Source organism: Acinetobacter nosocomialis (assembly GCF_041021905.1).
GTDB classification, from domain to species: domain Bacteria; phylum Pseudomonadota; class Gammaproteobacteria; order Pseudomonadales; family Moraxellaceae; genus Acinetobacter; species Acinetobacter nosocomialis.
This window is the reverse complement of record NZ_CP157432.1, coordinates 2,519,429-2,537,025: the sequence shown is the minus strand read 5'-3', so window position 1 is coordinate 2,537,025 and position 17,597 is coordinate 2,519,429. Positions and strand designations below refer to the sequence as shown.

The window sequence follows — 17,597 nt, the reverse complement described above, 5'->3', positions numbered from 1 at the left end:
TTTATAAATAAAGTCTCTTTTATTATATGGATTTAAAAAAGCGAGTTATTTGTTTTCAATAAAAGAAAATCTTAGATTGATGAATAAATCTCCTCTGGAATCATTAGATTTATTCATCCTTATGGCTTTGGAAAGTTAACGATTTAAAGGATTACATATGTCATTTAATCGGCATAAACTGTAAACTATGCGCTATTTTTATGATTTGGCTTATCTTCTTATATTTATCTAGATAAGTTTTTTGGACTTTTGAGATATTTCCTCTTATGAAAGCGTCACTCCGTTTACGTCTTGATCAACTCTGTGATCGTCATGAAGAACTTACCGCATTGCTTGCAGATGCAGAAGTGATTTCCGATAACAAACGTTTCCGTAAACTGTCTCGTGAACATAGTGATTTAACTGAAATTACCGAAGTTTGGGGCAAATACCGTCAAGCAGAAGAAGATATTGAAACTGCTGAAATGATGAAGTCGGACCCCGACTTTAAAGATATGGCAGAAGAAGAAATTCAAGCAAATAAAGCATTGCTTGAAGAATTAGAAAGCCAGCTCAATATTTTGATGATTCCAAAAGATCCAAATGACTCTAATGCTGCATATTTAGAAATTCGTGCAGGGACGGGCGGTGATGAAGCTGCAATTTTCTCAGGCGATTTGTTCCGCATGTACAGCAAGTATGCCGAGACACAAGGTTGGCGTATTGAAGTCCTTTCTGAAAATGAAGGCGAGCATGGCGGCTTTAAGGAAGTCATTTGCCGTGTAGATGGTGATGGCGTATATGGACGTTTGAAGTTTGAAAGTGGCGCGCATCGTGTACAACGTGTGCCAGCAACTGAATCACAAGGTCGTGTGCATACATCGGCTTGTACAGTGGCAATTCTGCCCGAAATTGACGTTGATACTAACGTTGAAATTAATCCGGCAGATTTACGTATTGATACTTACCGTGCGTCAGGTGCGGGTGGTCAGCACATTAACAAAACCGATTCGGCAGTACGTATTACTCACATTCCAACGGGTACAGTCGTTGAGTGTCAAGAAGAACGTTCACAGCATAAGAACAAAGCTAAAGCGATGGCATTGTTAGTATCACGTTTAGAAAATGCTAAACGTGCAGCGGCTGATGCAGCGACTTCTGAAATGCGCCGTGATTTGGTCGGTTCTGGTGACCGTTCTGAACGTATCCGTACTTATAACTACCCACAAGGGCGTATGACGGATCACCGTATTAACCTAACTTTATATAAGTTAGATGCCATTATGGAAGGTGATTTAACTGAATTGCTCGATAGCTTACATCGTGAATATCAGGCAGATCAGCTTGCGATGCTTGCACAGGAAAATGGCGGCTAATGAATATTGCTCAAGCGCTTGCAATTCGTGGTGAGCCTGACAGTTATGAACGACAAGAAAATGCTTGGTTGCTTGAGCATTTTCTAAAAATCAATTCACTCGAATTAAAGTTCAGACTTGAGCAAGAGTTAACGGCTCAGCAAGAGCAAGACTACTTGGCTGGTCTTGAGCGTATTCAAAATGGTGAACCTTTAGCCTATGTGACAGGTTCACAGCCATTTTGGACGCTTGATTTAAAAGTAACGTCAGATACTTTAGTACCACGACCTGATACTGAGGTTTTAGTTGAAACTGTTTTAAATCTAAATTTGCCAAACAAAGCAAACATTGTTGATTTGGGAACGGGAACAGGTGCAATTGCACTTGCGTTAGCGAGTGAACGTCCAGACTGGTTCGTCACAGCAACTGATATTTACGCACCTACTTTAAACATTGCAAAAGAAAATGCACAAACACACGGCTTATATCATGTGAAATTTGCTTGTGGTGCTTGGTTTGAAGCATTAGAGCCACAACAATTTGATTTAATTGTTTCTAATCCGCCCTACATTGACCCAGAAGACGAACACATGCAAGCTTTGGCAACAGAACCACGCCGTGCATTGGTTGCAGACCATCAGGGATTGGCTGATATTGAAATTATTATTGCTCAAGGGAAAAACTGGTTAAAACCTCAAGGGTGGATTGTACTTGAACATGGTTATGATCAGGGGCAAGCTGTTCGAGGCATTTTCACAGAGCATGGTTTTAGTGAGATAAAAACCATTCAAGATTATGGCCAAAATGATCGAGTCACTTTGGCACGCTGGATTTAAAGTTATTTTTGTAGCGTATCACGCCAACGTAATAACCAGTTTTCTATAAGTTTCATTAAGCTATCGGTTATTTTACCCAATAGTGCCAATAAAATAATTGCAATGATAACGATATCAGGCCGAGACGTTTCTCGGCCATCACTGAGTAAATAACCAATCCCTTGAGTGGCTGCAATCAGTTCAGCTGCAATCATAAACATCCACGATAAGCTTAAGCTGTTACGTAAACCCGTTAAAATGCCCGGAGATGCTGCTGGTAAAATAATAGATAAAACACGTTGAAAAGCATTGAGCCGATAAACTTTTCCAACTTCAATGAGCTTTTTATCTACATTATGAATTGCTGCAACGGTATTGGTATAGGTTGGAAAAAATGCTCCAATTGCAATAAGCGTAATTTTCGAACCTTCGTCAATTCCTAACCAAAGCAATAACAATGGAATCCAAGCAAGACTTGGGATCGATTTAATTGCTGAAAAAGTTGGTTCTAAATATGCTTCTGCCTCTTTACTTAATCCAACCCAAATCGCAAAAATTAAACCTAAACCACTTCCTATAATAAAGCCGAATAGAACACGCCATGTACTAATATAAATATGGGCAAATAGGTCGCTATGAGCTAAATCTAAAAAAGATTGCCATAAACTCGAAGGTGCAGGGAGCAGATAAGTATTGATATAGCCATTTCTGACTAAAAACTCACAACCCACTAAAAAAATGAGTGGAATGAGTAGCGCTTTAAACCACCGTGTAAATTTGTTGTTTAGATGCTTTTTCTGAGATTTTAAAGCCTGCTGAGCTATTAAATGATTTAGCTCAGCTTTGTTACGTGAATCACTCATATACTATTTCACGACTTTTTGAGCAAAACGTGGATCTAATAACTGATCAACCACTTGATTGACATTGGTGCTTTTTCTGACCAAGTCTTCTTCAGTCAAAATTTTCCCAGAACGTTTTAGTGCTTGTGCTTGAGTTGCTGATGGGATGCTTTGATCAAAGTTGGTCCGGCTCAGTTGTAGTTTAGCCACAGGTAGAGGGAGTTTGGATTCTTGTGCTAAAAGTGCTGCTACTTTATCTGGATTGGCTTTTGCCCATTTTCTAGCTTGTTCGTAGGCTTTAATCACAGCTTCTACCGCTTCAGGACTTTGCTTTGCAAAGTCTTCTTTAACGCTCAATACACTATAACTATTAAAAGCTACATTACGATAAAGTAATTTCGCGCCCGATTGAATTTGAGCTGAAGCCATTAATGGATCAAGTCCAGCCCAAGCATCTACTTGACCATGCTCTAATGCAGTTTTACCGTCTGGGTGTTGTAAATGAACCAATTGTACATCGCGTTTACTTAAGCCTACGGTTTCTAATGCTTGTAGTGTAAATAAGAAAGGATCTGTTCCTTTAGTAGCTGCAATTTTCTTACCTTTTAAATCTTTTAGGCTTTTAATTGGTGAGTTTTTTGCGATAACAAGGGCGGTCCATTCCGGTTGGCTTTGTACATAAACAGTTTTAATTGGACTACCATTCGCTCGGCTTAATACCGCAGCCAATCCAGCAGTAGAAGCAAAATCGATACTATTACTGTTGAGATATTCTAATGAACGATTACTACCTTGACTAAAAACCCATTTAATTTGGGTATTGGGTAGTGCTTTTTCGAGAAGTTTTTGATCTTTTACCACCAAACTGGTCGGTGCGTAGTAAGCGTAATCAAGTTTAAGTGTAGTCGGAATTGCTGCAAAAGTAGATGAAGCAAATACGAACCCCAATGTTGATGCTAATAAAGTCTTTGGTAGAGAAAATTTTGATTTTAAAGACATGATAAAAATAGAACCGAAATAAAATAATGGATCATCCTTTCACGTGTTGAGTGGTCTATAAACTTAGTTCTTTTGATTTGTAAATCAGTTTGAAAGATAAAAGTTTGAATAAAATTATAAATCTCTGTTTTTATGAATATTATTAAGCTTTGAATGATGCATTTATCTAAAATATTGAATTTAAAATACATAAATATCATAAGTTTAAGTCTAGAACTCAAGCTTCGTTAAGTCCATTTTTATTACTTGTGTGTGGTTAAATTATCTCGATAAGCACCGGGGCTAACACCTGTCCATTTTTTAAAAGCACGGTGAAAAGCACTTGGGTCGTGGAAATTTAGGTCTTCACTAATGTCTTGTATTGAATCATTACTTTTGCTTAAGCGTTCAATCGCAATATCACAACGAATTTCATTTTTAATTTGTTGATAACTCACCCCTTCATGTTTGAGGCGACGTTGAACAGTAGCTTCAGAAATATTGAGTTGCTGTGCCACATCTTTGAGTTCGGGCCATTGAGCAGGGTGAAGCTTTAATAAATGACGACGAATAAGAACGCTCAAGGCATTTTCATTTTTAAAGCGAACTAAAAGATTTTGCGGAGTTTGTTCTAAAAAATCATAAAGCGCTTTTTTATCTTTTTTAATTTTAATATCTAAATAGTGGGCATCAAATTCAATCTGATTTGTCTCGGCATTAAATTGTATATCTTCACAAAAGCGTACCAAATAATCTTGAATATCGTTCGGTTTTGGACAACGTACCGTAATACGGTTTAAGCCAATTCGTTGATCTACCAGCCAACACATAAGCCCATGTACTAACATTAAAAAGGTTGCGTAAGTAAACATACGTTTAGGTTGTTCACGATCACGAATGACCAAATAAGCTTTTTCTTGTTCTCGAATTAACTCTCCACGAATATCATCAAGCACAAAATTAAAAAAATTCAAAATATCGTAGAGAGCCTTTTCTAAAGTTTCAGCCGTACTGACGAGTTTTGTAAGTAATTTATAGCTGCCACGGCGCATAGGGTGGCTATCCATACCAAAAAACTCGTCGTTCATGGCATTGGCAAGTTCTATCCATAATTGTGCATACGTTGCTACTGGAACACGCGCTTTGGATGTCATGAGTAATTCAGTAGGAATACCAGCTTTATTCAAAATAATTTGAGTATTTAGCCCTTTGGCATAAGCCGCACTTAATGCTTCATGTACCAGTGCAATCGAAATTGTTCCTTTACTTAAAGAAGATTGGACAACCATGTCAAAGACTCATTTTTTTACGTATTTCAAGTGAAATATTTCATATTCAAAATTTGGATTGATCAAAAGCTGCAAGCATTTTGAGGTTTTTTGAAATTGTATCGGAAAAAAACAACTTTTACTCTCACTACTAAGGTTAAAGAACATTTCTATAGGACGTTACATAATGAAAATTCAAGGAAAACATTTTGTGATTACAGGTGGCGGCTCTGGTTTAGGCGCTGCAACTGCTGAGTATTTGGTAAAGCAAGGTGCCTCAGTCAAGTTGGTTGACATGAATGTAGAAGCAGGTGAGCAGCAGGCGAAACAATTAGGACCAGAAGCTGACTTTGTAAAACTTGATGTAACCGATGAAGTTGCTGCTGAACAGTTCTTTAAAGATGTATTGGTTAAACATGGTCATTTGCATGGTTTGGTGAACTGTGCAGGTATTGGCCCTTCTGCAAAAGTAGTTGGCCGTGAGGGTGTTCATGACTTGGGATTATTTGCAAAGACTTTAAATATTAATGTCACAGGTACATTTAACATGCTGCGTTTTGCAGCAGATGCAATGAGTAAAAACATGGTTGGAGAAGGTGAAGAGGACCGTGGTGTCATTGTTAACACTGCTTCTGTTGCGGCATTTGATGGTCAAATTGGACAAGCAGCTTATTCTGCATCAAAAGGCGCTATTGTGGCGATGACTTTGCCGATTGCTCGCGAGCTTGCGCGACATGCCATTCGTATTATGACCATTGCACCGGGAATTATGGAAACTCCAATGCTTAAGGGTATGCCACAAAATGTACAAGATGCTTTGGGGCAAATGGTTCCGTATCCATCTCGTTTAGGAAAACCAGAAGAGTTTGCTCGTTTGGTTGCCCATATTGCCGAAAACTCATATTTAAATGGTGAAGTCATTCGTTTAGATGGTGCAATTCGTATGGCAGCAAAATAATAAAATAAGGATGTTGAAATGATTCTAAATGCTGAACAAAGCATGGTTCAGGAGATGATGCGTAACTATGCGCAAAATCAGTTAAAACCAACTGCTGCACATCGTGATAAGACCCATGAATTTCCGGCTCAGGAATTAAAAGACTTAGGTGCGCTAGGCGCAATGGGGATGACTGTGCCCGATGAATGGGGCGGTGCTGGAATGGATTATGTATCTTTGGTGCTTGCAATTGAAGAAATTGCTGCAGGCGATGGTGCCATTTCGACAATCGTAAGTGTTCAAAATTCATTGGTTTGCGGTATTACACTGGCATACGGTTCAGAGCAGCAAAAACAAACCTATTTGCCAAAATTTGCCTCTGGTGAATGGCTAGGATGCTTTTGTTTAACTGAACCACATGTCGGTTCCGATGCGAGCGCGATTTTATGTAAAGCTGAGCGAGATGGCGACTATTGGGTGCTCAATGGTGTAAAGCAATTTATTACCAGTGGTAAAAATGCTCAAGTGGCTTTGGTGTTTGCGGTTACAGATAAACAGGCTGGCAAAAAAGGCATTTCGTGTTTTCTTGTACCTACGAATACACAAGGTTACTTGGTCACTCGTATTGAAGACAAAATGGGTCAACATGCTTCGGACACCGCAACCATTACGCTTGAAGACTGCCGGATTCCTTTAGAAAATTTGGTGGGACAAGAAGGTGAAGGTTATAAAATTGCGCTATCTAATTTAGCGGCTGGTCGTATTGGTATTGCGGCTCAATCTGTTGGTATGGCAAGAGCTGCTTTTGATGCTGCTGTCCAATACGCAAATGAACGTAAGGCCTTCGGTGTAGAGCTGGTTCAGCATCAGGCGGTTGGTTTTCGTTTAGCCGATATGGCAACCCAAATTGAAGCGGCACATCAGCTAGTTTTACACGCGGCAACTTTAAAAGATGCGGGGCTACCTTGTTTAAAAGAAGCCTCAATGGCGAAACTCTTTGCATCAACTATGGCTGAGCGAGTATGTTCGGATGCAATCCAGATCCATGGCGGTTATGGCTACGTCAGTGATTTCCCTGTGGAGAGAATTTATCGTGATGTTCGTGTAAGCCAGATTTATGAAGGTGCTTCAGATATTCAACGTTTGGTGATTGCTCGTGAAGTGGCTCAAGTTTAGATCATAACGCATTGAGTTTTTAAACTTAAAACTGCAAGAAGCCGCACATGATGTGCGGCTTCTTGCAATTGAAATGATGCATTTTTGCTATTAGTTTTATTTGAAATAGATGGAAAAGTTGAAGAAATATTCTTCGAGCTTTAGCTAAAACAATAACAGTCAGGACAGATTTTGTGGTCTTACACAAAATCAATCATCCAACGGAATGAAGGTGAGCATCATGAAAACTTTGGCAGAAGCTTATCAGCAATTTGATCTTGCAAAACTCATTGAAGAGCAACTTGTTGGGCATCCCCAAGCAATAAATGCTTATGTTGAGTGCTGTGAGCCTTATGTAGGAAAAAATAAAACAGCGCTTATTTGGGAAGGAAAAAACGGACAGACAGAGCACTATACGTTCGAACAACTTGCTGAGCTTTCTGGAAAACTTGCTAACTTCTTTAAAGCACAAGGAATTCAAGCTGGAGATTGTATTGCAGGACTTCTACCAAGAACGCCTGAGTTATTAATTACAATTTTGGCAACGTGGCGCATAGGCGCTATTTATCAGCCTTTATTTACTGCCTTTGAAGCAAAATCGATTGATCACCGTATTACGACTGCTCAAACTAAATTGATTGTGACCAATGATGAACAGCGCCCTAAACTGAATACCTTGAATGTTCCGGTTATTGTCACTGTTCATCAGACTGGTCCTTTGTCTGAGTATGACTTCGATTTTTGGCAATCTTTACAGCGCTATTCTGAGCAATGTGAGCCAGTAAATCGTAGCTTTGAAGATGACTTTTTAATGATGTTTACCTCAGGCACAACTGGACTTGCTAAGTCTGTACCCGTTCCACTAAAAGCAATTTTGGCATTTAAAGGTTATATGACTCATGCTGTCGATTTGCGTGAAGAGGATATGTTCTGGAATTTGGCAGATCCGGGCTGGGCGTATGGTTTGTATTATGGCATTACAGGCCCTTTAAGCTTGGGGCATAGCATTATTATGGATGAGCGTTCGTTTAATGTAGATCAGGCAATTAAGCTAATTAAAAAGTATAAAGTAAGTAATTTAACCGGTTCGCCAACAGCATTTCGTATGTTTTTTGGATTTAAGGAAAAATTTGATCCTTCAATTAAACAACATTTACGCGTAGTCAGCAGTGCAGGTGAGCCATTAACTCCTGAGGTTGTGAACTGGTTTAAGCAAGATTTAGAGGTTAATATTTTTGATCAATATGGCCAAACTGAGCTAGGGATGGTGATTGCGAACCATCATGCGCTTGAGCACCCATTAAAAGTAGGTTCAGCTGGTTTTGCAATTCCTGGGCATCGTTTTGCGGTGTTAGACCAAAATTATCAAGAATTACCAACAGGTGGTGTTGGTATTTTGGCGATGGACTCGGAGCAATCGCCATTAATGTGGTTTAAAGGTTATGGTGGCAATAATCGCAAAGCCTTTGTTGGTAAGTATTATTTAACTGGTGACACGGTCACTTTAAATGAACATGGCGGTATTGATTTTGTTGGGCGTGCTGACGATGTCATTACAACATCGGGCTATAGAGTTGGACCATTCGATGTTGAAAGTACTTTATTAGATTGTGAGGCGGTATTAGAGTCAGCAGTAATTGGTAAGCCAGATCTGGAACGAACCGAAATAGTCAAAGCTTTTGTGGTACTTAAGCCTGCTTATCAAGCGTGTGAAACATTAAAAGATAAGTTACAGCAATATGTTCGTAACCGTTTATCTCGTCATGCTTATCCAAAAGAGATTGAGTTTGTGGATAGCCTACCTAAAACCACGAGCGGAAAAATTCAAAGAGGATTATTGAAGCAGCAAGAAATTGCAAAAATGCAGCAAGCTTATGCGAGTTAATGGAATAAAGGGAAATATTTAAATATTTCCCTTTATTTTTTATATTAGAGGTCGGCTTTCACTTCTTCACCAATTAAATAAAACGTTCCACCAGCAATATAGTGCAGGCTACGAAGTTCTTTTGGTGCATCCTGAAAATGCCAGTGCCCATCTCTAAAAACGCGACTATCTACCCACGCACCTACAACAGAGCCAATAAATAAATCATGAGCTGACTGATTATGCGGTTCAGGAATAAGTTTACAAACCAGCCATGCGATACAACCTGATACAAGCGGACTGGTCAGATCTTTTTGATAAAATAGTTCAACTCCGCAGTGCTCAAGTTTTTGTGGGTCATCCAACTTACTAATGGTACCAAGTTGTTTGGTCATATTGAGCTGTGCATAGCAAGGAACTTGTAGTGTGAAATAACCACTTTGCTCGACAAGCTGTCGGGTTTTAGTGCTTTTATCTAAAACTACAGACACTTTGGCAGGTTTAAACTCTAATGCACATGCCCATGCGGCAGCCATTACATTGCGGTCGTCACCATGTTGTGCAGAAACCAGCACAGTTGGACCATGATTTAATAAACGATAAGCTTTTTCTAACTCTACTGGTGCAATATATGATTGGGACATATTTAGCCTAAGTAATACAGAAAATGGATTGTTCTATTGTTGCAGAAAGCGTGTGAGAAGTAATGTAATGGGGAGTTAACTGAATAAAAAAGTTGTTTCCATTTTATAGCTTTCCTAATGACGAACTTAGTCATAAAATCACTTGGCTTCTAAGTGAAAGGATTAACGTGTGACCGAGCTTCAAGATATCGATTTTGTAGAGTTAAGTGATGAAGAAATGCATCTCTATAGCCGTCAGATTTTACTTGATGGATGGGATATTGAAGCTCAGGAAAAACTCAAACTTGCCAATGTGCTGATTGTGGGTGCTGGTGGCATAGGCTGTAGCAGTGCAGAACTACTTGCACGAGCAGGAGTTGGAAAAATTACACTCATTGATGTAGATACCATTGAGATAAGTAATTTACAACGACAAATTGCGTTTGGTCATGAAGATATTGGTCATTATAAAGCTGAAGTTCTAGCAAAACGGTTACAGAAAATTAACCCTTATATCTGTGTTGAATACTTTAATGAACGTTTAGACGAACATAACATTGATAGACTTGTTGAACACCAAGACGTCGTTTTAGATGGTTGTGATAACTTTACAACTCGCTATTTAGTGAATAGTGCTTGTAAAAAGCATCAGGTCGCATTAATTAGTGCTTCTGCAATTGGCTTTCAGGCGCAAATGTTTATGGTTGAAGGTGATTCAGCTTGTTATGAATGTTTATTTCCAAAAGAACAGCATGACAATGAAGGCCTTCGCTGTGCAGAGTCAGGAGTGCTTGCAACGACTCCTGTAATGATAGCGTCATTACAAGCACATCACACTTTACTTTATTTAGGGCTTAATCGCACTCCTCTGAAACAGAAACTGTTACTTTGGGACGGATTAAATATGTCACAACGTATTGTTAATTTTGATAAAGATATAAATTGTCCACTTTGTCAGGCAAGCTAATCAGCAAATAAAGCAAAATTTGCTAAACTTGAGACGAATATTCTGGTTCTAAAGAAATATGAAAAAAAATATTTTATTTGATGGATTGCGCTCAGTTGCCCGTATCGGTGAAACCGCAGTAGTTGCGGCTAAAGCTGGTATTAAGTACGCAACTGATAAGCCAAGTAATGCCAAACTCATGCGTGAGACTTTTGAGTCGCTTGGCTCAACATATATTAAGCTTGGTCAGTTTATCGCGAGTACACCATCGCTATTTCCGCGTGAATATGTAGAAGAATTTCAAGGTTGTTTGGATCAGACTCCAACTCTGCCATTTAGCTATATTCAAGGCGTACTTGCCTCTGAATTTGAAGGGCGTGATTTAAGCGAGATTTTTAGTTATATCGATGAAAAACCTTTAGCTTCTGCTTCAATTGCTCAGGTTCACGCAGCTAAACTAACGACAGGTGAAGATGTCGTTATCAAAGTACAAAAACCTGGCGTAGAAACTATTTTATACACTGACTTAAATGTGGTGCATTGGGCTGCAAAGCTGCTTGAACGTGCAGTCCCTAAAATCAAGTTTGCTGCTCTTTCTGACATTGTTGATGAAATTAAAACTCGTATGGTGCGTGAAGTCGATTTCATTGAAGAAGCCCAGAACTTAGATGACTTTGTGGAATATTTAAATATTTCACAAAACCAAGCTGCGACAGCCCCTAAAGTTTATCATCAGTTTTCTACACGCCGTGTTTTGACCATGCAGCGTTTATATGGTGTGTCTTTGACAGATTTTAGTGTCGTGAAACAATATGCTAAAGATCCGTCACAAGTACTCATTACTGCCATGAATACATGGTTTGGTAGTCTTATGCTCTGTAAGAGTTTCCACGCTGACTTACATGCTGGAAATCTAATGTTGCTTGAAGATGGCCGAATTGGTTTTATCGATTTCGGTATTGTGGGTCAGTTAAAACCAGAAGTCTGGACAGCATGTATCGCGTTTATGGATGCTTTGCAAAAGACTGATTATCAGGCTATGGCTGAAAATATGCTCAAAATGGGTATGACCCATAACAAGGTCGATGTTCAGGTTTTAGCTCAAGATTTAGAGCGTTTGTTTAATGGCGTATTAATGGCCGATCCACAGCAGATTCTGTCTACTAATCCTGCCGATTTAAACGACATTATGATGGATATGGTGAGTGTAGGTGAGCGCCACGGTATTAAATTCCCTCGAGATTTTGCCTTATTATTTAAGCAAATGCTTTATTTCGATCGTTTTATGCGCGTACTCGCACCATATACTGATATTTATGCAGACCAACGTTTGAAAATGGTTCAAAATATGGAACCTGCTTCGTTGTTAAAGCACTAAGGTCAGTTTAAATTTATGGATGCCATTATTATTGAAGGCTTGAAGGTTGATACAGTGATTGGCTGTTTCAACTGGGAAAGACAAATCATTCAACCTTTAATGTTGGATTTAACCATCCATAATGATTTGAGCCGAGCTGCAGCGTCTGACAAGCTTGAGGATACACTCAACTATGCGCAGATTTGTGAGTTATCGGCTCAAACCATTCAACAAGCTAAACCTGAATTAATCGAGCACGCAGCTCATCTGGTTTTGCAATGTTTATTTGAAACCTTTCCAACAATTGAAAAAATTACCATAACCATCCGTAAGCCAGCCATCATTGCAGAAGCAAACGCTGTAGGAATTCGTCTTGAACGCACCCGAAACAATTTTTGCGCTCGCCCTAGCGAGTAATTTAGACGCAGATCAGCACTTTACTTTTGCGTATACGCAATTAGCAACTTTGGGGAAAGTGCAGTTTTCATCTGTTTATCAAATTCCATGCCGAGATGGTATTGGAGATGATTACTGGAATTCAGCATGTCTGTTAAGAAGTACTTTATCGTCTGAACAAATTGAATCTTTTTTAAAGAAACTTGAGTCAGATTCTGGACGTGTTCGACCATCGCATCATATTTCTTTAGATGTAGATTTGATTGCATGGGGAAATGATCTGGATAATATGCAATTTAATTCTAAAAAATTGCCGTTAGCACTCGATGTAAAAATTCCTTTATATGAACTTTGGCATTGTGAGACCTTAAAGGCTGATAGAACACTTTATCCAGTCGTTAATTTTAAAGTTTAATGCCTTTCAAACTAAATTTTACGCAAACTTTACGCGGGTTTTGACTTCTTCAATAGAGAATTTACGAGCATTTTACCGATACTGAAATCCACTAAATTAGTGTTACTTCAGGACAATAAAGATGCTTATAAATTCTCAAATGCGCATCTTGCATCAGTCTGGCATAGTCTTATGCGGACTAAAAACAAATGATATCTGCTCATCTCTCCTTATTTCCAATTTGGCAAATCAAGCCAAGGGGTATAGAGGAGAATAGCCATGTTAGAACTTATTCTTGTTTTATTTATTGCTATTTTTCTAGCATGGTGCCTCAGTAAATATCTATCCAAAGTGATGGCAAATCAGCCGATGGTGGGCGATGGATTATTTCGTTGGATTGAAAATCCTGTCTATCGCTTGTTAGGTATATCTCCGCAACAACAAATGAACTGGAAACAATATTCTTTAGCATTTGTTGTTAGCTGTATTTTTTTAGCTGTAGCCGTTTTTGCTATTTTTATGACGCAAGCATGGCTGCCATTAAACCCAAATCATGCACCAAATATGAGCTGGGATTTAGCATTACACACGGTTATTTCATTTTTAACCAACACCAACCAACAGCATTATTCTGGTCAAGCTCAATTATCTTATTTGTCGCAAATGACAGGTATTGTAGGTTTGCAAGTCATCACACCAATGATGGGACTAGCTTTAGTTGTTGCGACCTTAAGAGCTTTCTTTTATCAACGTCCTAGCCATATTGCGGCCGATGTTGCCGAACAGCCAGATCAAATTTTAATTGGTAACTATTGGGCAGATGTAATACGCCCTACAGTCCGGTTCTTGCTTCCACTCTGTTTTGTTTGGTCATTGTTGCTTAACAGCCAAGGCGTGCCAGCAACTTTTCAGGGTGGACCGGAAGTACAGCTTATTGATAAAGCGAATACAGTACAAACCCAAAAAATTCCATTAGGTCCAGTTGCACCGATGGTTGCTGTTAAGCAATTGGGTAGTAACGGTGGCGGCTGGTATGGTCCAAATAGTTCTGTGCCTTTAGAAAATCCAACGCCACTATCTAATTTATTAGAAATGATAGCGATTTTACTCATTCCAATTACAGTCGTTTTTATGGTGGGACATTTTACTCGACGCAAAAAATTTGCCTATTTTGTGTTTGGTAGCATGCTTTTAATGTCGGTTATTTCAGGTGCAGCAGCTGTCTGGTCTGAAAGTATGTCATCGACCGCATCTCAAATTGCAGTAATGGAAGGTAAAGAGCAACGATTTGGACCAGCAGCATCAGCAGTTTGGGCTGCGCTGACCACACAAGTGAATAATGGTTCGGTCAATATGATGCACGATTCTTCTGCGCCACTTACTGGGCTGGTTGAACTCATTAATATGTTGATTAATGCCATTTGGGGTGGTGTGGGCTGTGGTCTGCAACAGTTTATGATTTATCTGTTACTCGCTGTATTTATTGCAGGCTTAATGACAGGCCGTACACCTGAATTGTTTGGGCGCAAAATTGAAGCAGCAGAGATCAAGTTACTTGCGATTATTATCTTAATTCAGCCTCTTATTATTCTGGCTTTTACAGCCTTGAGTCTTAGTATTCCGGGATTATCAGGTATCACAAACCCTGGACCACACGGTATTAGCCAAGTGTTCTATGAATATGTTTCTGCGTTTGCTAATAACGGTTCAGGTTTTGAAGGCCTTGGAGACAACACCGTATGGTGGAATGTCACTTGTAGTCTTGCTCTTCTTTTAGGACGCTTCCCGACATTAATTTTGCCATTAATGATTGCGACACGTTTAGCAGCAAAAAGAAAAGCACCCGAAACAACAGGTAGCCTTCAGGTTGAAACGCCAACCTTTGCCTTAACGCTGATTACGATTGTTGTATTGCTTACCTTATTACAATTTATGCCAGTTCTTGTCCTTGGGCCAATTGCCGATCAACTGTTGTTGGTTAAAGGCTAAGGAGGCGAGTGAAAATGAATACACAAACTCATGTAAATAGCCATAAAACAACTGTGGCAGTACCAAGTTTTGAAGTTTGGAAAAATGCTTTTATAAAATTGCTACCCCAGCATGCAATTAAAAATCCAGTCATGGCAATTGTATGGCTTGGAACAGTAATCACTGCTCTAAGTACCTTAATGGGATATGCCACACTGGTATTCGGTTTGGTCGTCACAGCAATTTTGTTCATTACGATTTTATTTGCTAACTATGCTGAAGCAGTTGCAGAGGCTAGAGGTCGTGGACAGGCATCTTCATTACGTGCTGCGAGAGAAAACTTGACTGCTCGAAGACTCAATTCTTTGACAGACCGTCAAACCACTCAGGTTGCAGCGACCGAACTTCATTTAAATGATTATATTGAAGTTCATGCAGGTGAGCTTGTTCCAGCCGACGGTGAAATTGTAGAAGGCTTTGCGACCATTAATGAATCGGCTGTTACAGGTGAGTCTGCACCTGTGCTACGTGAAGCTGGAACTGACCGTTCAGGTGTTATTGGTGGGACTAAAGTTCTTACAGATCGTATTGTTGTGCAAGTGACTGCTGAATCTGGTCAAAGCTTCTTAGACCGTATGATTGCTTTGGTTGAAGGTTCAAATCGTCAAAAAACACCAAATGAGATTGCACTTGGCTTCTTATTAATGGTGATGACAATTACCTTCTTAATTGTTGTGATTAGCTTGCCGTTTATTGCTCATTATTTGCATATTAAACTTGATCCAGTCGTGCTCGTTGCGCTGTTGGTCTGCTTAATTCCAACAACCATTGGTGGCTTGTTACCTGCGATTGGTATTGCGGGTATGAACCGCGCGCTCAAAGCCAATGTTTTGGCGAAATCAGGTAAAGCAGTAGAAGTTGCGGGTGATATTGATGTGCTTTTACTCGATAAAACAGGAACCATTACTTATGGTGACCGTCAAGCGACTTCTTTTTATCCTTTAACTTCTGTAAGTGAGTTGGAGTTGAGAGCTGCTGCTTGGGTAAGTTCACTTGCCGACCCAACACCAGAAGGAAAATCGATTGTTAAGTTAGCAAAAGAACAAGGTTTAAAACAGCAAGAACCTGAGCAAGCCGAATTTATCTCTTTTAGTGCATCGACTCGAATTTCTGGTGTGAATTTACCGAATGGTGAGCAAATTCGTAAAGGTGCTTTAGATGCAATCTTGAAATTTGTAGATGAAGATTATTCTCAAGATCTAGAGTTAAAAGCACGTGTTGAACAAGTTGCTAAAAAAGGGGCAACACCGTTGGTTGTTGCAAATCAACATCATGTATTGGGTGTGATTGAACTCTCTGATGTAATTAAACACGGTATTAAAGAACGTTTTGCTCGTTTAAGAGAAATGGGTATTAAAACTGTAATGGTCACAGGTGATAACCCATTAACCGCTGCTGCGATTGCTGCTGAAGCGGGTGTAGATGACTATATTGCCGAAGCAAAACCAGAAGATAAACTCGCTTGTATTCGCACCGAACAACAACAAGGTCGTTTAGTTGCGATGGTTGGTGATGGAACCAACGATGCCCCAGCACTAGCACAAGCCGATATTGGCTTAGCCATGAACTCGGGTACACAAGCTGCAAAAGAAGCCGGCAACATGGTTGATTTAGACTCAGATCCAACCAAACTTCTTGCTGTGGTTGAGATTGGGAAACAGCAACTGATTACCCGCGGTGCTTTGACAACATTTTCGTTAGCAAATGACGTCTCTAAATACTTTGCCATTTTGCCTGCATTGTTCGCTGCTGCGATTCCACAAATGCAAGTATTGAATGTGATGCATTTGGCGAGTCCAAATAGCGCGATTTTATCTGCATTAATTTTTAACGCGATTATTATCCCGCTATTAATTCCAATCGCACTCCGAGGCGTGAAATTTAAACCTTCAACTGCAACTCAGTTACTACGTCGAAATATGTTGATTTATGGGGTGGGCGGTGTGGTTCTACCATTCATTGCCATTAAAGCGATTGATGTTGTGATTGTTCAATTATTTGGTTTGTAATCTGGAGTTTGAAATGAAAACTTATGCACAAAATTCAGAAGCAAATTTGGGTCAGACCTTAAGAGCATCTTTCGGACTTCTAATTTTTACTCTTGTCAGTTGTGGCGCTGTTTATAGTGCGATCGCTACAGGCGCGGGACAGGTTTTATTTCACAATCAAGCGAATGGTAGTTTGATTGAAATAAACCATAAAGTTCTAGGGTCAAAATTAGTCGCTCAGCCATTTGTTGGAGAAACTTATTTTCATCCACGTCCTTCAGCGGTTGCTTATGACCCAATGTCTATGGGGGCCACAAACTTAGCGCTTACTAATCCAGAGCTGCAAAAACAAATTGATGCACAGATTCTTGCGGTGAAAAAACAAGACCATACAGGTAATAACCCTATTCCAAGTGATTTAGTGACTAAATCGGGTAGTGGTATCGATCCGCATATTAGTCCTGAATCTGCTCAAATACAGGTTGCCAGAGTAGCTCAAGCGCGTCATTTAGACCCTAAAGTTGTAGAAGAGTTACTTCAAAAGCATATTGAACCAGTTCAGTTTGGTGTACTAGGGCAAGCTCGTGTTAATGTATTAGAGCTAAATATCGCTTTAGATCAATTACAATCTACACATTAACTTGAAAATAAAATTGTTAGTTTACCGGATGA

At 39.5% G+C, this 17,597-nt stretch carries 16 protein-coding genes; 12 read left to right on the top strand and 4 right to left on the bottom strand.

Features of this window, described 5'->3' with window-relative positions; genetic code table 11:
• Window positions 1-266 precede the first annotated feature (266 nt).
• Together prfA and prmC are read left to right on the top strand one after the other, a co-directional pair.
• The gene (gene prfA / locus ABLC00_RS11825; RefSeq protein ID WP_002049300.1) at window positions 267-1,355 is read left to right on the top strand and encodes a peptide chain release factor 1; all 1,089 of its coding nucleotides are present in this window, start codon (window positions 267-269) and stop codon (window positions 1,353-1,355) included.
• Complete coding sequence (prmC, locus tag ABLC00_RS11820; RefSeq protein WP_004886473.1) at window positions 1,355-2,170, top strand: peptide chain release factor N(5)-glutamine methyltransferase; 816 nt, start codon at window positions 1,355-1,357, stop codon at window positions 2,168-2,170. The genes prfA and prmC overlap by 1 nt, the downstream gene beginning before the upstream one ends.
• Before the next feature lie 2 nt (window positions 2,171-2,172).
• Here prmC and ABLC00_RS11815 read toward each other — a convergent pair whose 3' ends face one another.
• The 3 genes from ABLC00_RS11815 to ABLC00_RS11805 form a co-directional block, all read right to left on the bottom strand.
• The gene (locus tag ABLC00_RS11815) at window positions 2,173-3,012 is read right to left on the bottom strand and encodes an ABC transporter permease (protein ID WP_033846030.1); all 840 of its coding nucleotides are present in this window, start codon (window positions 3,010-3,012) and stop codon (window positions 2,173-2,175) included.
• A 3-nt stretch (window positions 3,013-3,015) separates the two neighbouring features.
• Window positions 3,016-3,990, bottom strand: coding sequence for an aliphatic sulfonate ABC transporter substrate-binding protein (locus ABLC00_RS11810; RefSeq protein ID WP_049082645.1), 975 nt, complete (start codon window positions 3,988-3,990; stop codon window positions 3,016-3,018).
• Window positions 3,991-4,232: 242 nt separating this feature from the next.
• The gene (locus ABLC00_RS11805; RefSeq protein ID WP_002049325.1) at window positions 4,233-5,258 is read right to left on the bottom strand and encodes an AraC family transcriptional regulator; all 1,026 of its coding nucleotides are present in this window, start codon (window positions 5,256-5,258) and stop codon (window positions 4,233-4,235) included.
• 166 nt (window positions 5,259-5,424) lie between these two features.
• Between ABLC00_RS11805 and ABLC00_RS11800 the strand changes: the two genes are divergently transcribed.
• The 3 genes from ABLC00_RS11800 to ABLC00_RS11790 all read left to right on the top strand — a co-directional run bounded on the left by ABLC00_RS11800 (window position 5,425) and on the right by ABLC00_RS11790 (window position 9,214).
• Window positions 5,425-6,195, top strand: a complete 771-nt coding sequence (locus tag ABLC00_RS11800; RefSeq protein ID WP_348941046.1) for a 3-hydroxyacyl-CoA dehydrogenase — start codon at window positions 5,425-5,427, stop codon at window positions 6,193-6,195.
• An 18-nt stretch (window positions 6,196-6,213) separates the two neighbouring features.
• Window positions 6,214-7,350, top strand: a complete 1,137-nt coding sequence (locus ABLC00_RS11795; RefSeq protein WP_004886485.1) for an acyl-CoA dehydrogenase family protein — start codon at window positions 6,214-6,216, stop codon at window positions 7,348-7,350.
• A 220-nt stretch (window positions 7,351-7,570) separates the two neighbouring features.
• Window positions 7,571-9,214 carry an AMP-binding protein gene (locus ABLC00_RS11790; protein ID WP_348941048.1) on the top strand — a complete coding sequence of 548 codons (1,644 nt, stop codon included), beginning with the start codon at window positions 7,571-7,573 and terminating at the stop codon, window positions 9,212-9,214.
• A gap of 44 nt (window positions 9,215-9,258) precedes the next feature.
• Here the strand turns inward: ABLC00_RS11790 and ABLC00_RS11785 are convergent, their stop codons facing one another.
• Complete coding sequence (locus ABLC00_RS11785) at window positions 9,259-9,837, bottom strand: flavin reductase family protein (RefSeq protein ID WP_004886491.1); 579 nt, start codon at window positions 9,835-9,837, stop codon at window positions 9,259-9,261.
• A gap of 169 nt (window positions 9,838-10,006) precedes the next feature.
• On the opposite strand from ABLC00_RS11785, the gene ABLC00_RS11780 reads away from it, so the two are divergent.
• The 7 genes from ABLC00_RS11780 to kdpC all read left to right on the top strand — a co-directional run bounded on the left by ABLC00_RS11780 (window position 10,007) and on the right by kdpC (window position 17,565).
• Window positions 10,007-10,783 (top strand): HesA/MoeB/ThiF family protein, encoded by a 777-nt coding sequence (locus tag ABLC00_RS11780; RefSeq protein ID WP_004886494.1) that lies wholly within the window; start codon window positions 10,007-10,009, stop codon window positions 10,781-10,783.
• Window positions 10,784-10,841: 58 nt separating this feature from the next.
• Window positions 10,842-12,140, top strand: coding sequence for an AarF/ABC1/UbiB kinase family protein (locus tag ABLC00_RS11775; protein ID WP_033846027.1), 1,299 nt, complete (start codon window positions 10,842-10,844; stop codon window positions 12,138-12,140).
• Between the two features lie 15 nt (window positions 12,141-12,155).
• Complete coding sequence (folB, locus tag ABLC00_RS11770) at window positions 12,156-12,536, top strand: dihydroneopterin aldolase (protein WP_004886499.1); 381 nt, start codon at window positions 12,156-12,158, stop codon at window positions 12,534-12,536.
• Window positions 12,493-12,930: a 2-amino-4-hydroxy-6-hydroxymethyldihydropteridine diphosphokinase gene (locus tag ABLC00_RS11765; protein ID WP_004886502.1), complete on the top strand. Its 438-nt coding sequence runs from the start codon at window positions 12,493-12,495 to the stop codon at window positions 12,928-12,930. The genes folB and ABLC00_RS11765 overlap by 44 nt, the downstream gene beginning before the upstream one ends.
• 258 nt (window positions 12,931-13,188) lie before the next feature.
• Window positions 13,189-14,898 carry a potassium-transporting ATPase subunit KdpA gene (gene kdpA / locus ABLC00_RS11760; protein ID WP_004886505.1) on the top strand — a complete coding sequence of 570 codons (1,710 nt, stop codon included), beginning with the start codon at window positions 13,189-13,191 and terminating at the stop codon, window positions 14,896-14,898.
• Window positions 14,899-14,906: 8 nt separating this feature from the next.
• Window positions 14,907-16,946 carry a potassium-transporting ATPase subunit KdpB gene (kdpB, locus tag ABLC00_RS11755; RefSeq protein ID WP_006580564.1) on the top strand — a complete coding sequence of 680 codons (2,040 nt, stop codon included), beginning with the start codon at window positions 14,907-14,909 and terminating at the stop codon, window positions 16,944-16,946.
• 13 nt (window positions 16,947-16,959) lie between these two features.
• Window positions 16,960-17,565 (top strand): potassium-transporting ATPase subunit KdpC, encoded by a 606-nt coding sequence (gene kdpC, locus ABLC00_RS11750; protein ID WP_004886514.1) that lies wholly within the window; start codon window positions 16,960-16,962, stop codon window positions 17,563-17,565.
• Window positions 17,566-17,597: the final 32 nt, after the last annotated feature.

Bases quoted from the DNA above. Each gene is read 5' to 3' on its own strand.
- kdpA (WP_004886505.1), top strand. From the start codon at position 13,189: ATGTTAGAACTTATTCTTGTTTTATTTATTGCTATTTTTCTAGCATGG.
- ABLC00_RS11800 (WP_348941046.1), top strand. From the start codon at position 5,425: ATGAAAATTCAAGGAAAACATTTTGTGATTACAGGTGGCGGCTCTGGT.
- ABLC00_RS11790 (WP_348941048.1), top strand. From the start codon at position 7,571: ATGAAAACTTTGGCAGAAGCTTATCAGCAATTTGATCTTGCAAAACTC.
- prfA (WP_002049300.1), top strand. From the start codon at position 267: ATGAAAGCGTCACTCCGTTTACGTCTTGATCAACTCTGTGATCGTCAT.
- folB (WP_004886499.1), top strand. From the start codon at position 12,156: ATGGATGCCATTATTATTGAAGGCTTGAAGGTTGATACAGTGATTGGC.
- prmC (WP_004886473.1), top strand. From the start codon at position 1,355: ATGAATATTGCTCAAGCGCTTGCAATTCGTGGTGAGCCTGACAGTTAT.
- ABLC00_RS11795 (WP_004886485.1), top strand. From the start codon at position 6,214: ATGATTCTAAATGCTGAACAAAGCATGGTTCAGGAGATGATGCGTAAC.
- kdpC (WP_004886514.1), top strand. From the start codon at position 16,960: ATGAAAACTTATGCACAAAATTCAGAAGCAAATTTGGGTCAGACCTTA.
- ABLC00_RS11810 (WP_049082645.1), bottom strand. From the start codon at position 3,990: ATGTCTTTAAAATCAAAATTTTCTCTACCAAAGACTTTATTAGCATCA.
- ABLC00_RS11775 (WP_033846027.1), top strand. From the start codon at position 10,842: ATGAAAAAAAATATTTTATTTGATGGATTGCGCTCAGTTGCCCGTATC.
- ABLC00_RS11815 (WP_033846030.1), bottom strand. From the start codon at position 3,012: ATGAGTGATTCACGTAACAAAGCTGAGCTAAATCATTTAATAGCTCAG.
- ABLC00_RS11785 (WP_004886491.1), bottom strand. From the start codon at position 9,837: ATGTCCCAATCATATATTGCACCAGTAGAGTTAGAAAAAGCTTATCGT.
- ABLC00_RS11805 (WP_002049325.1), bottom strand. From the start codon at position 5,258: ATGGTTGTCCAATCTTCTTTAAGTAAAGGAACAATTTCGATTGCACTG.